At 68.1% G+C, this 13,634-nt stretch carries 12 protein-coding genes and 3 pseudogenes; 6 read left to right on the forward strand and 9 right to left on the reverse strand.

The window, feature by feature from the left end; all coding sequences use genetic code 11:
• Nucleotides 1-13 precede the first annotated feature (13 nt).
• Nucleotides 14-1,699, reverse strand: a complete 1,686-nt coding sequence (locus ACWCXX_RS35025) for a hydrogenase maturation protein (protein WP_451134430.1) — start codon at nt 1,697-1,699, stop codon at nt 14-16.
• A 256-nt stretch (nt 1,700-1,955) separates the two neighbouring features.
• Between ACWCXX_RS35025 and ACWCXX_RS35030 the strand changes: the two genes are divergently transcribed.
• Nucleotides 1,956-2,108 carry a hypothetical protein gene (locus tag ACWCXX_RS35030; protein WP_451134432.1) on the forward strand — a complete coding sequence of 51 codons (153 nt, stop codon included), beginning with the start codon at nt 1,956-1,958 and terminating at the stop codon, nt 2,106-2,108.
• 675 nt (nt 2,109-2,783) lie between these two features.
• On the opposite strand, the gene ACWCXX_RS35035 is transcribed toward ACWCXX_RS35030, so the two are convergent.
• Nucleotides 2,784-3,767 (reverse strand): GlxA family transcriptional regulator, encoded by a 984-nt coding sequence (locus ACWCXX_RS35035; RefSeq protein ID WP_451134434.1) that lies wholly within the window; start codon nt 3,765-3,767, stop codon nt 2,784-2,786.
• Between the two features lie 99 nt (nt 3,768-3,866).
• On the opposite strand from ACWCXX_RS35035, the gene ACWCXX_RS35040 reads away from it, so the two are divergent.
• Entirely contained in the window at nt 3,867-4,691 is an 825-nt protein-coding gene (locus ACWCXX_RS35040) for a dienelactone hydrolase family protein (RefSeq protein WP_451134436.1), read from the forward strand.
• A gap of 64 nt (nt 4,692-4,755) precedes the next feature.
• Here the strand turns inward: ACWCXX_RS35040 and ACWCXX_RS35045 are convergent.
• Nucleotides 4,756-5,433, reverse strand: a pseudogene (locus ACWCXX_RS35045) (transposase); the annotation flags it as partial.
• A gap of 452 nt (nt 5,434-5,885) precedes the next feature.
• Nucleotides 5,886-6,353, reverse strand: coding sequence for a GNAT family N-acetyltransferase (locus ACWCXX_RS35050; RefSeq protein WP_451134438.1), 468 nt, complete (start codon nt 6,351-6,353; stop codon nt 5,886-5,888).
• 123 nt (nt 6,354-6,476) lie between these two features.
• On the opposite strand from ACWCXX_RS35050, the gene ACWCXX_RS35055 reads away from it, so the two are divergent.
• Nucleotides 6,477-7,397, forward strand: coding sequence for a LysR family transcriptional regulator (locus ACWCXX_RS35055; RefSeq protein WP_451134440.1), 921 nt, complete (start codon nt 6,477-6,479; stop codon nt 7,395-7,397).
• 179 nt (nt 7,398-7,576) lie between these two features.
• Here the strand turns inward: ACWCXX_RS35055 and ACWCXX_RS35060 are convergent, their stop codons facing one another.
• Together ACWCXX_RS35060 and ACWCXX_RS35065 are read right to left on the reverse strand one after the other, a co-directional pair.
• Nucleotides 7,577-8,704, reverse strand: coding sequence for an outer membrane protein assembly factor BamB family protein (locus ACWCXX_RS35060; RefSeq protein WP_451134442.1), 1,128 nt, complete (start codon nt 8,702-8,704; stop codon nt 7,577-7,579).
• The gene (locus ACWCXX_RS35065; protein WP_451134444.1) at nt 8,701-9,501 is read right to left on the reverse strand and encodes a serine/threonine-protein kinase; all 801 of its coding nucleotides are present in this window, start codon (nt 9,499-9,501) and stop codon (nt 8,701-8,703) included. Before ACWCXX_RS35065 ends, ACWCXX_RS35060 begins: the two co-directional genes overlap by 4 nt.
• A 616-nt stretch (nt 9,502-10,117) precedes the next feature.
• Here ACWCXX_RS35065 and ACWCXX_RS35070 point away from each other — a divergent pair.
• Complete coding sequence (locus tag ACWCXX_RS35070) at nt 10,118-10,429, forward strand: hypothetical protein (protein ID WP_451134446.1); 312 nt, start codon at nt 10,118-10,120, stop codon at nt 10,427-10,429.
• A pseudogene (locus ACWCXX_RS35075) lies at nt 10,357-10,707 on the forward strand (alpha/beta fold hydrolase); the annotation flags it as partial. The gene ACWCXX_RS35070 and the pseudogene ACWCXX_RS35075, both read left to right, overlap by 73 nt.
• A 50-nt stretch (nt 10,708-10,757) precedes the next feature.
• On the opposite strand, the gene ACWCXX_RS35080 reads toward ACWCXX_RS35075, so the two are convergent.
• Both ACWCXX_RS35080 and ACWCXX_RS35085 read right to left on the reverse strand, forming a co-directional pair.
• Entirely contained in the window at nt 10,758-11,147 is a 390-nt protein-coding gene (locus ACWCXX_RS35080) for a GntR family transcriptional regulator (RefSeq protein ID WP_451134448.1), read from the reverse strand.
• Nucleotides 11,144-11,848: a hypothetical protein gene (locus tag ACWCXX_RS35085; protein WP_451134450.1), complete on the reverse strand. Its 705-nt coding sequence runs from the start codon at nt 11,846-11,848 to the stop codon at nt 11,144-11,146. Before ACWCXX_RS35085 ends, ACWCXX_RS35080 begins: the two co-directional genes overlap by 4 nt.
• Nucleotides 11,849-12,088: 240 nt before the next feature.
• On the opposite strand from ACWCXX_RS35085, the gene ACWCXX_RS35090 reads away from it, so the two are divergent.
• A complete protein-coding gene (locus tag ACWCXX_RS35090; protein WP_451134452.1) occupies nt 12,089-12,610 on the forward strand; it encodes a hypothetical protein in 522 nt (173 codons plus the stop codon).
• A gap of 13 nt (nt 12,611-12,623) precedes the next feature.
• Here the strand turns inward: ACWCXX_RS35090 and ACWCXX_RS35095 are convergent.
• Nucleotides 12,624-13,496, reverse strand: a pseudogene (locus ACWCXX_RS35095) (IS5 family transposase); the annotation flags it as partial.
• Nucleotides 13,497-13,634 lie beyond the last annotated feature (138 nt).

The following is a 13,634-nucleotide window of genomic DNA, read 5'->3' on the forward strand; positions in this document are numbered from 1 at the left end:
CGCCGCACCGTCGTCAGTCCCGGGGGACCGGGGGGTGCGGGACCGCGGTGCCGGACGCGGGCCGCTCCTTGCGGACGAAGGCCCGGCGCAGCCCGTGGTACGGGTGGTGAGGGTCCGCGAAGATGCGATGCATGCGGACGAGTTCGGCCTCCCTGTACGGGGCCAGGTCGACCCCGTCCCGCTCCTCCTTCTTCGCGTGGATCCGGGACTGCGTCGCGGGCAGGGCTGCCAGGCGGGTTGCCAGGGCGCCGACTTCCGGGTCGAACGACTGGGGGGCGCACGGGATCACCCTGTCGATCAGCCCGAGCCGGTGCGCCGCAGCGGAACTGACCGGCAGAGCGTCCCGCATGAGCCGGTCGGCCGCTGCCGCTCCCACCCGTCGCGGCAGCGTGTACGTCCAGTACTCCGATCCGTACAGCCCCATCAGGCGGTAGTGCGGATTGAGTACCGCGCCCGCCCTGCACCACACCTCGTCGGCGGCGAGGGCCAGCATCACCCCGCCCGCTGCGGCGTTCCCGGCCAGGGCGGCGACGACGAGCCGGTCCGTGGTCGTCAGCACCGCCTCCACCAGGTCGTCCATGGCGTTGATGTTGGCCCAGGACTCGGCGCCGGGATCGGCCGCTGCCTCGATCACGTTGAGGTGGATGCCGTTGGAGAAGAAGTCCCGGCCGCCGCCGACGACCAGCACCGAGGTGGGCCGGGAGCAGGCGAACCGGTAGGCGCGCAGCAGGCGTCGGCACTGCTCCGTGCTCATTGCGCCGCTGCGGAAAGAGAACGACAGGAAGCCGGTCCCGGCCCCTTCCCGGTAGCCGATCTCGGACCAGGTGTCGTCGTCCCCGGTCCGGTGCAGCGGAGCCGGCCGCTCGGGCACGGCGGACAGCCGCCCGGACAGCGCCGTGGTGGCGGGGAGCTTGAAGGTGGCCGGGCCGTCCGGCGTCCGCCGTGGCCGCAGCTCGGGGATCCACACCGCGCCATCGGTGGTCGCCCGGCAGATCGCGCCGTCCCGGGTGGCCACCACATCCCCCGGACGCCCACCCAGCCGGGACTCGGGATGCCCGCCGTGCAGGAACCACTCGCCGTCCAGCAACTCGTCGAGCACACCGGGCTGGGAGTCCGCCGCCCTGAGTTTGCGGACCACCGTCGCGGTGGAGTCCGACTGCCAGTCGATGCGGCGCAGCGACTGGCGGAACAGAGGGCGGCAGCCTTCGCCGGCGGCGGCGGCCTGTGGCGCCGGGGTGTACGTCCCCGACGCGAAGCGCCCGACTGCCAGAAGCACCGCCTCCACGGCGGCGTCCGAAATCTCGTTGCGGTACAGGTCGCTCTTGCCCACCGGGGGCAACGGACAGGTCACGGACGCCCAGACGTCACCCGCGTCCATCTCCGCGTTCGCCTGAAGCACGGTGACGCCCCAGCGGTCCGCTCCCTCATGGACGGCCCAGTCCAGGGAGGAAGGCCCGCGGTCGCCGACCGGCCCCGGATGGACGACGAGACAGGTGTGGACCGACCAGATGTCCCTCGGGATCGCGGACTTCAGGTACGGCGCCACAACAAGGTCCGGGCGCTCCCGGCGGACGGCTTCCCGGACCGGGTCTTCCTCGTGCGCGAGTTGCACGGCAACGGAGTGCCCGTGGTCCCTCAACTCGGCCTGGACACGTTGGGTGAGGCTGTTGAAAGCGCTTGCGACAAGCAGGATGTGCATGGCGATCTCCCAGGGGCTGCAGTCCGTCCTGATCGAGCGTGGGCGTGGGTTCTTGCCCAGAGGGGCTCACTCGGCAAGAACATGCCGGGAATTCACCCGAAGCGCACAGAGCGGCCAGGGAGCCGACGCGCTACTGCGCTTGCCGAGTTCACGGCACCGAGCCGGGCCACAACCTGGCAGAGGCACCGTTCGGGCATGGGACGGCCCGAATTGTCTCTACTCGAATGCAGATCTGATTTCACGGGAGGAACGAGTCATGGCATGGCCTCCCCGTTACCCGCTTGAGCTCCGCCGCGGCGCGGTGCGCATGGTCGCCGATGTGCGCGACGGCCACCCGAACGAGACGGCCGCTCTGCAGGCGGTCGTCGACAAGCTCGGCAGCGGCTCCCGCGAGACACTGCGGAACTGACTGCACTCTTCCGGATGCGGAAACTCACGTCCCACCTGGACACCCCTGCCTGGACCACCAAGGTCCATTGTCAGGGTGTCCACTCCCGGGGATCAGCCTCACCGTCCAGGCTCCCTCCCCGTGCACACCGCGAACCGGTGGCTCCGGTGGCCGAGTTGGACGAAGAGTTGTGGCGCAGAACCCTTCCCGAGCCCTTTGCGTACCGCCGGCCATGGCGCAGAGGAGGGCGGTGGCACCGGAGGATCTGTGACGAGACCAGTCCCCTCTGACCCTCGCTCGCTCCCTCCTTCACTGCTTCCACGCCCTCGAGCCCGGCGGTCGGCCGCGTGGAGCGTGGCGCATCTGCCCGCACGGATGTTGGTGCTGTGCCGAGAGGGCATCTGATCAGTGTTCACGTCGGCGGGAGTGGGCTGTCTGCTTTGATTCGTCAGGTTGGTGGAGCAGTTCCGCGCCCGGGAAGGGCACCTGCGGGTGCCCCGGCGCCTGGAAGCCGGGGAGTGTCTTTTCGAGCCGCCGGAACGCTGCTGACGGGATCGTGGTGGTCGCCGAGGAGGGACCGATCCGCGGACCGGTACCGCTCCTGCTCGGGCGGCGCGGTCGGCGCCGCGCAGGCGCAGGACATCGAGTGGGCGCTCGGCTCGGTGGCGGGGCAGCGGGTGTGGGTGCTGTCACCTGTCACCTGTCATGGCGACGACGGAACATCGCGCGATACTCCCCCGGCCGTCGTCCCGTGTGTCTGGCGAAGATGCCGCTGAACGTCCCGGGGTCGAGGTATCCCACGTCGGCGGCGATGCCCGCGACGGTCTTGTCGGTCGTCTCCAGCAAGTGTTTGGCTCGACGCACCCGGACCGTCTGCAGGTAGGCGAGTGGCGTCTCGCCGGCTTCGTCGCCAAAACGACGGAGCATGGTTCTCGTGCTCACGTGAAACTTCTGGGCGAGGGCGGGCAAGTCGTAACGAGCGCTGAGGTTCTGGTCGAGCCATCGCTTGACGCCGAGCGAGAAATCACCGCCCGCGGTGGGGACGAGCCGCGAGTCGACATAGGAAGCCTGCGTGGAGCGTGCGTCGTCGACAAGCGCGATGCGCGCGGTGCTGCGGGCGACGCGGGGGCCGTCGTGTTCGCGGATGAATTGCAGCGCGAAGTCGTACATGGCGCTGAAGGCCGCCGTGGTCGTCGTCCCCCGGTCGGTCACAACCAGCCTCTCCGGGCGGAGGCGTACGTCGGAGTACCGGCGGGCGAACCGGTCCGCGAACAACCAGGACGTGGTCGCCTCGCGTCCGTCGAGCAGCCCGGCTTCAGCGACCAGGAAGGCGCCCACGCAGATCGACACGACGGCGGTCCCGGCGGCAGCCTGCGATCGAATCGATGCCACTTCCGGCCTCAGGTTCGCGAGGGTCGCGTCGAGATCGAGCGTGGGCGAAAGCTCGAAGCCCGGCACGATCAGGACGTCCACCGGGCGGACCGCTGAGACGTCGAGGACCGAACCGCCGGACGAGATCACACGCCGCCGGGGCGAGATGACCGACGTCTCGTGAGCCGGCTGAACCGACCCGTTCGCCGCGGCGACGTGAGTGGCCATCGTCAGGAGGTCGGGGACTCCGAACACCTCCGACGCGAAGCAGCCGGGGTAGGCCAGCACACCTACGCGCAACGGACTCATGCGGCCCCTCCAACGCCTTGATCGGATGGCGATATTACCGGGATACATGGCGATACCGCCTCTTCTCCGGGAGGGCGGCCACTCGTCACCATCTCGGTCATGACAATCATGCGAGGACAGAGTGACCCCCTGGACGACTTCTCGCGGAGGACCGTCGGCGTCGATGACGTCGACAAGACCGTTTATGTCTCCGGGTCAGGGCCGGCCGTCGTCCTCATGCCCGAGATGCCGGGCATCAGCCCCGATGTCGCCCGGTTCGCTCGCTGGGTGCGCGATGCCGGCTTCTCCGTGTACATGCCCTCTCTTTTCGGGGTCGACGGTGCTTATCCGCTCGCCGAGGCGCAGGAGACCGTCGTGCGACGCGCGTGTGTCAGCGCCGAGTTCCGAGCGTTTGCCGGGGGAGGTACCAGCCCCGTCGTCACATGGCTGCGCGGACTCGCTCGCCTGGCGCACACCGAGCGCGGCGGGCCCGGTGTCGGCGCCGTCGGTCTGTGCTTCACCGGCAACTTCGCCTTGACCATGGCGCTCGAACCCGCTGTCGTCGCACCGGTGGTGAACCATCCGTCGCTTCCGCTCGACGACGCCGCCGGGCTGGAGATCGGTGACGAGGACGCTGCTGCCGTGGCCGAACGCGTGGCGCGAGACGGGTTGAAGGTTCTCGCTTACCGATTCGACAACGACAGGTGGTGCACCGGTCGGCGGTTCGCGGCCTACCGGGCACTGCTCGGGGACGCGTTCGACGGCCGCGTACTCAGATCCGGCACGGCGAACACCAACCCGCCACCCTTCTTCCGTGATGTCGTCGGTTGCGCCCACAGCGTCGTCACAGCGCATCTCGTCGACCAGGAGGGTCACCCCACCGTGCAGGCCCGGAACGAGATCATCGCCTTCCTGGCCGAACGGCTCGGGACACGGCAGGAATGATCCCTGCACGGCCCGTCCCGGCCTTGCTGGTCGGGGGCGACACCGACGGTGGCAAGGGTCCGACGTGAGCACGCTCCATGTGCCAACGCCGACTGGCCTGGATGGGTGCTTTCTCCCCCTTGCGTGCTATGTGTTCACGCAGGCCGCGTTCGTTGAGCAGCGTGTGGGTCCTGTCCGAGCCGTAGCCGGCGTCCAGGTGCACGGTGACGTCGTCGGGCAGCGGGCCAAGGTCGTTGAGGCGATCCAGGGTTGGGGCGAGCAGCGGAGAGTCATGTCGGTTGGCTCCGGCCAGGGCACGGCCGGGGGGAATGCCGTATCCGTCCGTCATGCCCGAGCACTTCAGCCCCTGCTTGCCGCGGTCGACTGGTGAACGTCCGGCGGCCTCACCGCCTCCGGGTGCCTTGGCGATGGAGCCGTTCACGGCGATCTGGTCGAGGACGAGGCCGACTGTCCGGTCGTAGGACTCAAGCGCAATCTGCTTGAGCTTGGCGAAGACGCCGAGTCGTATCCACTCGTCGCGACGGTCGCGGATCGTGGTGGCCGACCAGCTCGTGTCGGCGATCGCCTCATAAGAACAGCCGAAGCGTAGTAACTGCAGCATCTCGTCGAAGATGACCCGGTTGCCAATGCGCCGGTGGTGGCAGCCGAGCGGATGGTGAGGACGGAACTCGGGCCGCTCGGGCAGCAGGGCCTGGAGTTGGTCCCGGAGTGGTTCGGTCGGCCATGAGGGCAGCGTGGGCACGGGTCTCCCAGTGATCACAGGGTGCCGCCACTCCATGATCACCAGATCTTTAAGTCGCGACTTGTGGGTGGATCAGCGGTTGGCTGGAGGGGTGGGCCGGTGGCGCCGGGCCAGCGGGGCAGTGTCGGCTGAGGCCGTCCCACTCGATCAGAACGGGCACGGCGTACGGAAGAGGAGTTCCCCGGACCAGGGCGCACGACCACCGCGCGGCGGGAGGCCATGGGCCGGGCCGCGCACGTGACGGGGGAGTTCATCCTCTACCGCGGCCGCTCAGGGCCTTTCAGCGGGCTCGCGTCCAGTGCAGTCGGCCCGTGCGGGGTGTCGTCGAGGTAGCCGCCCAGATGGTTCGGCCACGACTTGGCACAGGTATCGCGTGCTGCGGGTGGCGGGGGAACCGACGTGTTGGCGAAGACAGCCGTGGCGAGGCAGACCCCGGGATCCGAGCCGGGGCGTCACTTCAGTTCCATGAGGGTGTCGGCGCGGGCGTAATAGTCGGCCACCGGGAGACGGTTGCGGGTGATCCTGACAAACCCGGCTTCCTCGTAGAGGTGGATGGCGGGAGCCAGCTTGCTGTTCGTGCCCAGGAACAGCCGAGCCCCACCGAGTGCCTGGGCGCGGTCGATCGCTGCGGCTACGAGCCGGCGGCCGATGCCGCGTCCCTGCGCGGCGGGGGCCACGGCCATCTTCGCCAGTTCGAACACGGCGTCCGGGTAGGCCAGAAGTGCGACGCACCCGACAACGGTGCCGCTGTCCGGCTCGCGTGCCAGGAGCACGTCGCCGCCCGGGTCCACGATGCGGCCGAACGGATCTCCGAGAACCGCCCGGTCCTCTTCCTGCAGTGTGAACAGGCGCGAGATCCACTCCTCGTTCAACACGCAGAACGCGTCGGCATCACTCTGTGAGGCGATCGAGGAGACCACGGTCGGGGCAGAGGTGTACGGCATGGGGCGGGTTTCCCTTCGGGTGCAGCTCCCCGCTAGCCTCCGGTCCCCCATACCCATATGTCCAATACAAGCGGTAGCCTCTATCGATAAGTTTGAACTATGGATCAGCGAATCGAGCTCCGTCATCTGCGGTACTTTCTGGCTGTGGCCGAGGAGCTCCACTTCGGCCGCGCCGCCCAGCGGCTGAATCTTGCTCAGCCGGCCTTGTCCCAGCAGATCAGGCAGCTCGAGAAGATTGTCGGTGTTGAGCTGTTCCGGCGGACCTCCCGAAGCGTCCGCCTCACAGAGGCAGGAGCGACGTTCCAGCCGCGGGCGAGGGGCCTTCTGGACCGTCTGGCGGCCGACCTCGACGAGGCCGGCCGTGTCGGGCGCGGCGAGACCGGCCGCCTGGATGTCGCCTTCATCACCTCCGCCACCGCGATCGTCAGCGAACGGCTCCGTGAATTTTCTCGCCGCCGCCCGGACGTCCAGGTCAAACTGCACGACGGTTTCACCGTCGATGTCCTGACAGCCCTGGAGCGGGGCACGGCCGACATCGGGATCGTGCGGGATGCCGAGGAGCGAGACGACATCGACCTTTCCCTGCTGACAACGGAACGGTTTGTCGCCGTCATCCCCACAGAGCACCCCGCCGCAAGCAGCGACCATGTGAAAGCAGCGGCACTGGCCGCTGACCCGCTGATCCTGTTCCCACGTACAGCAGGAGCCCAGGCGTTCGACGTGAACACACAGCCGCTACGGGACGCCGGTATCGACGTCCAGGTCGCACAAGAGTGCTCGAACTGGCACACCATCCTCATGTTCGTCGCAGCCGGCCTCGGCGTCACCATCGCCCCCTACAGCGTCACGACGCTGCTCCCCGCAGGCGCCCAACGTCTTGAACTCGACGGGCCTCCCACAATGAGCCGGATCTTCATGGCCACTCGCCGAGGAGACAACCGTCCCCTCGTACAAGCCTTCATCGCAGCATCTGAGTCCGTGACAGGTCATGGCCACAACCGGACCACGAGAGCACGTTGACCTGCCGAGCGAGCACCTCCAAGTGCAAGGGCCACTTGAAGGCGTACCGTGCGTAGCCTTGTCCGCCGCACCTGGAGCACCCACCGGCTGGGACAACAGCCCGAGCCGACCACCGTGAAACGCCCCTGTCCGCGCAACTTCTAAGACCACTGACAGAGTCAAGCCGACAGGGGCTGGCGTCATGTCTGGATGGCGTACAGAGCGTGGTCCTTACTTCCGACGTAGACCACATCGCCCGCCACCGTCGGGGAAGACTCCAGACCAGCGCCTGTGTGGAAGGCCCAGCGCTTCTTCCCTGTTCGCGCGTCCACCGCGTACAGATTACTGTCGTCACTGCACACGTAGACCACTCCGTCCGCTACAGCCGCGGCGGAGAAGACACTGCTTTCGGTCTCGAAAGCCCAGCGCTTCTTGCCTGTCGCGGCGTCCAGCGCGAACAGATACTCGATGCTGTCGCCGACGTACACCACGCCGTCGGCCACAGTCGGCGACAAGAGAGCGCGGTTGCCGGCACCTACGTTCTTGTATTTGGCGCCGACGAGGGACCACTGCTGCTTCCCCGTCGCAGCATTCACCGCGTACAAGCGGCTACTGGAGACGTAAACCAGGCCGTTGGCCACGACCGGGGCGGAGTTCACGCCGTCGAGGATGGGGAAGGCCCAACGTTGCTTTCCCGTCTCGGCGTCCAGCGAATAGAGATGACCGTCGTCACTGGTGAAGTACACGACACCGTTCACCACGACCGGCGCCTTTGTCACATCGCCATTCTTGCGGCAGCGAAAGCTCCATCTCTGTTTTCCTGTCACCGCGTCCACCGCGTAGAAATGCTCGTCACTGCTTCCGACGTAGACGACGTTGTCGACCACGACCGGCGACCAGAATATCGATCCGTCGGCGAAGACCCAGCGTCTTTTGCCGGTTGCGGCGTCCACTGCGTACAGGCCGTTGAGGTAAGTGCCCACATAGACCAGATCGCCCACGACAACAGACGACGAGTAGACCACACTGCCGGTGTCGAGGGCCCAGTGCTTCTTGCCCGTGGCAGCGTCCAGCGCATACAGATTGTTGTCGTTGCTACCGAAGTAGACGACGCCGTTCGCAATGGTTGGCTTCGTCTTCACCTCGTCGTCGGTCTGGAAGGCCCAGAGTTGCCGGCCTGGCTCGCGGGGGGCCGGTGGAGCGGTGGTATGAACGGGCTTCCGTGCGGATGACTGGAGGGCGGAGGGCGAGCCGGCGGACCCGGAACCCTTGTCGGCGGTCTTCCAGGCCGCGACGGCGAGTCCAGCGGTGGCTGCCGTACCTGTCACGGCGAGCAGGACGCTGCGCCGGGAGAGGGGCGGAGGCGGGTCGCCGGGGCTTTGCGCGGCATGGTCGGCGGTCTGGGTGGGCGCGTCGTGCAGGGCCGGGGCGGTGACTGGAGAGGGTACACGGCGCGGAAGTGCAGGGCGTGAGGGGTGCCGGTGCCGAACGGGCCGGTGCCGACAGCGGTGTGGGCGAGTACCGCGCCGAGCGCGAAGACGTCGCTGGCGGGCCCGATGGACCGGCCGGTGAGTTGTTCCGGGGACATGAAGCCGGGCGTGCCGATCGTCATGCCGGTGTGGGTCAGCGCGCTGGCCTCGCTCGCTGTCGAAATGCCGAAGTCGATTACTCGGGGGCCGTCGGGGGCCAGCAAGACGTTGGAGGGTTTCAGATCGCGGTGCACGACGCCGGCGGCGTGGATCGCCTCCAGGGCCTCCGCCAGACCGGCGCCGAGTGCCAGCACGTGCTCGGCCTGCCACGGCCCGTGCTGGGCAACCGCCTCGCCCAGCGACACACCGGATACGTAGACGGTCGCCAGCCAGGCCGGTGAACCGTCTGGTTCGGCGTCGACAACCCCAGCGGTGAAAGCCCCGTTCACCCTGCGGGCCGCCGTCACTTCACGAACGAAACGGTGCCGGAAGTCCATGTTTCGGGCCAGCTCCGGACGTACCACCTTCAGCGCGACCGGGCGACCACCGGGCGAACGCCCCAGATACACCTGCCCCATGCCGCCCGCGCCAATCCGCGCCACGATCCGGTACCGCCCCACCTGCCGCGGGTCCTCCGGCTCCAGCCCGTCGAACACGGCCCCTCCTCTGCAAACGGCGCAGCCCTCCCCGGTACTGACAGCGCATCATGCCAGAACGGGTTGGGGCGGGAGAGGGAAGCATCAACGGGGCCACTGGGGCGCAACTGTCCAGGTGGTATCCGCCCTCCGTTCACCTGCTCCGCGAGGCCCACCCGGCCTACCAGGCCGAACACTTTCCGGGGCCGCTAGCCTCGAGCTTTCGCGAGGTAGGTTGCCCGGTGCTTGACCAAATATGCGGAGAGTGCTTCTGACCTGCAACGACGGCACTTGTCCGTCGGGGTGAAGAGGGTCGGTGACTGGATGCGGGGCGGCTCCGGCCGCCGGTGGTGGTACGTGGTTGTGCACCAGTTGGCGAAGAAAGACGTCTACCGGCGGGTTTTGAGGCTCCTGCGGTGTGGGGGACTGGGGGCCGCGCAGCATTTGCATGGCCTCGGTGGTGTCCGCAGGCGGGCCCGGGGGCGCCGCCGGGGCCCGTGGCACGGGATTGGCGGTGAAGTTCCGGTGAACCCTCCCGCCGCATGGGATCGCTCTTCTGTGCAGGTCGGAGCCGGTGTTCTCTGCGGGGACGATCAGTGTCACGAAGGTGCAGAGGCGTAACGCCTGGAGGTACTACGTGCGCGGGGTGACTTCCGGGGACGGCCGCCGCCCCGTCGGCCAGTCGTTGAGGGACGTCCAGGAGCAGGCCGGGCTGCCGCCCTGGGTGCGGATGGGGCGAGGCCTGCCCGCGCTCGGGCTCACCGCCGGGCAGACGGTGACGGAGCGGCAGATGGAGCTCGTCTTCGGGACGCTCCGGCACCCGGACGCCGACCGCATGGAGCGCGAGCTCCTGGACGGCGGCGCCGCCCCGGCCACGCCGTCGGTTTCTTCTCCGCCGGACGCGCGGGCAGCAAGGTCACCCAGGGCAACAAGGACGCGTTCCGGCTGATGGGCATGGCGCAGACCATCCAGGGCGGCGTGGCTTGCGTCGACGCCTTCTCGGCCACGGACTTCACCGAGGACCTGAAGAAGATCGACGTCTCCGCCCCGGTCGTCCACGGCGACGACGACCAGGTTGTGCCGATCGAGGCGACCGGATGCAGGTCGGCGAAGATCATCTTCGACGCCGTCCTGAAGGTCTACGAGGGCGGCTCGCACGGCACCGCGATGGTCCCGGGCGACAAGGAGAGGTTCAACGCCGACCTGCTGGAGTTCCTCGGCACGTGACCCGCCGGGCAGACGGGACTTCTGAAGCACGACCCAGGCCCTCTCTGGGGTCACGGCGCATCGCGGCATGCGAGAGCCTGTCGGATCGCCGCGAGGGCTTCCTCGTCAGTAGCGTTGAGCTGCCTGGCCGCGGCTGCGTAACTGCGCGCGTGTTCCGCGAGTTTCACCTTGATGTCGGTAGTGGCCGCAGGAGCGACGACCTGAGTGCCGGAGCCGCGGCGGCTCTTGACCAGGCCGGCGGTCTCCAGCTCGCGGTATGCCCGCACAACGGTGTTGTTGGCCAGCCCGAGGTCGGAGGCGAGCTGGCGCACGGACGGCAGCTTGTCCCCGTGATTCAGCCGACCGACGGAGATCAAATCTGCTAGTTGTGCGCGGAGTTGCTCGTACGGCGGGACAGGTGAAGCCTGGTTGACGTTGACGCTGATGCCGTTTGTCGTCATGGTCGTGCCTTGATGTATACCTGCGGCAGCAGCAGGACTCCCAGACAGTGGGACGCGGTCAGTGCGGAGGTGAGAGCCGTGACGGCCAGCCCCCACAGGGCCACGCTCTTCATTCCGCCCGCGCAGGACATGCTCAGCACCGCAACGCCCATCGTCAGGGAGACGGCGAAAAGAGGGGCGGTCACCACCACTCCCCAAGCGCCGACCGCTGCCCGGACGCTCGTGCGGCGTTGGTCGTCGCTCCCGCGCCGCGCGGTGACGTGGCGCAGAAGCAATGCGCAGGCAATGGTGCCGAGGGCGAGGCCGCCGAGGGTCGGCCAGGCGTAGTAGGGGCCGGGCCAGGGTGAGAGCAGTTGGGTGCCCTCCGGGCACGCGACGGACAGAGCGCGTCCTGCACGGCCGTCGGCGTCCTCCGAGCCCGTTGCGGCGGCGACGATCAGGAGCACCGTCAGGACAACAGCCTGTGTGACCAGTGCGGCAGCCAGGAATCGGGGCAAGTGGTCCCGGACCCGGCGCGGCGCCACTTCGGCCACTCGTAGCCGGCCAGGGCTCGGGCGTGCGACCACATCCGCTGCGAACACGCCGCCCATGACACACAGACCGAATACGGGGAACCCGTACAGCAGATCCACATCGGGCTCGGGGCTGAAGGAGACCAGGGCGTTGATGGCCAGACCGGACGCCGCACCGACCCATCGCACAGGAGTGTCCAGCCTCGCCCGCCATGCTCTTTCCGTTTCAGCGGCAGCAGACATGGCCGACCCCGTTCCCTCGCGATGTGTATCAACCCTGTGACACATTGCCCGACGCATCGAAGTGTGTCAAGGAAGTGACACACTTCCCCGTTCGGTACCGGCCTCCGGCCTTCTGCTCTCGCGCACCACTCGTTGAGGACGCTGCCGGCCTGGGGCGTGTGTCGGAAGTGCTCCAGGTTGGCTGATGTGAGTGAGCGGGGGCGGAGTTATCGATATGTCGGTCCGGTCGAGCTGAAGGCTGTGGTCCGGCTTGACAGCGGCGGGTGCCGGATCAGCTCGGCAGCTGAATTCAACGACTGGATCTCTGGGCGATCGGCGGCGGAGCCGGCCGAGCCGTTCACCTTCGTGGTCGGCACGGACGGTGTGCTTCGGCTGGCGCCGCGACGGAGTGAGCACGTGGCCTGTGCCGACGGAGCCGTGGTTCTGAGTGCTGGCGAGATCGGTTTCGTGGGCGAGGCGGGCCGGTGGGCCGTGCGCGAGGTCAGCAACCAGTCCACCGGGTACTGCCCTGGCATCGGCTCCTGGCCGGAAGTCGCTCGGGCTCTGGGCAGCGTAGGGCTCGAACGGCCTTCCGGCTTCACCCACGCGGTGGTGTTCCGTAGGTGTCCTGGCTGCCAGGAGCACAACATCGTGCGTGAGGACGACTTCGTCTGCGTCTTCTGCGGCAGCGATCTGCCGGAGACGTGGAACGTGGATCCCACCGCGTGATGGCCGAGGGCCACAGCCACTCGTTGATGGCCGCGACGAGGACGGTCGCCTCGTAGCGGACCGCGAGCTTGTCGTATCGCGTGGCAACAGCGCGGTTCCTCTTGAGGCGGTTGATCCCGCACTCCACCGCATGACGCTCGCGATAGTCGACCGGGTCGAAGCGCGGTGGCCGACCACCGCGGGAGCCGGGCCTTCTGCGGTTGTGCGCCTGGTCAGCCTTGTCGGGGATGGTGCAGCGGATTCCGCGGCGGCGCAGGTAGGCACGGTTCTTGCGGGAGGCGTACGCCCTGTCCGCCCGCACCCGATCGGGACGGCCGCGTGGCCGGCCCGGCCCGAGGCGGGGCACACGGCCCTTCCCCAGCACCGGCTCGAACTGAGGCGAGTCACCGCGCTGACCGGCCGTGACCACGATCGCCATGGGCTTCTGACCGTGCTCGACAGCCAGGTGCAGCTTGGTCGTGAACCCGCCGCGCGAGCGTCCCAGTCCGTGGTCTTCGGGCTCGGTGAACACACCACCCGGCGGTGCCTTCTGCAGGTCACCCTGCTTGCGGGCCCCAGCCGCATGCTGATGGGCGCGGCACACCGTGGAGTCGACGCTCAGGTCCCACGTGATCGCGCCTTTCGCGTCGGTCAGGGACTGGAGCCGGGTGAGGATCCGGTGCCAGGTACCGTCCCGCTGCCATTGGCGGAACAGGTCGTAGATCCGGCCCCATGGTCCGTATTCGACGGGCACGTCCCGCCACGGAGTACCGGTCCGGACCCGGAACCGTATGCCGTCGATCAGCTGCCGCCGGGGCCAGACGGGCGGCCGTCCCGCCTTCGTGCCCTTTGGCAACAACGGCTCCAGCACCGCCCACTGTTCGTCCGTGAGATCTCCCCGACGCATGAACCGTGATCATTCACAGCTCAAGATCCACTTTCGATGCACGGCCTAAGGGCTGTCCCGTAATCCCCGGTGGATCAGCGCGCGGCGTCAGATGCGGTGCATCGCAAGGCGGAGGGGCGTCCGCATACTGGATGTATT

Source organism: Streptomyces sp. NPDC001732, from assembly GCF_053596315.1.

Bases quoted from the DNA above. Each gene is read 5' to 3' on its own strand.
- ACWCXX_RS35025 (WP_451134430.1), bottom strand. From the start codon at position 1,699: ATGCACATCCTGCTTGTCGCAAGCGCTTTCAACAGCCTCACCCAACGT.
- ACWCXX_RS35055 (WP_451134440.1), top strand. From the start codon at position 6,477: ATGGATCAGCGAATCGAGCTCCGTCATCTGCGGTACTTTCTGGCTGTG.
- ACWCXX_RS35030 (WP_451134432.1), top strand. From the start codon at position 1,956: ATGGCATGGCCTCCCCGTTACCCGCTTGAGCTCCGCCGCGGCGCGGTG.
- ACWCXX_RS35080 (WP_451134448.1), bottom strand. From the start codon at position 11,147: ATGACGACAAACGGCATCAGCGTCAACGTCAACCAGGCTTCACCTGTC.
- ACWCXX_RS35040 (WP_451134436.1), top strand. From the start codon at position 3,867: ATGACAATCATGCGAGGACAGAGTGACCCCCTGGACGACTTCTCGCGG.
- ACWCXX_RS35035 (WP_451134434.1), bottom strand. From the start codon at position 3,767: ATGAGTCCGTTGCGCGTAGGTGTGCTGGCCTACCCCGGCTGCTTCGCG.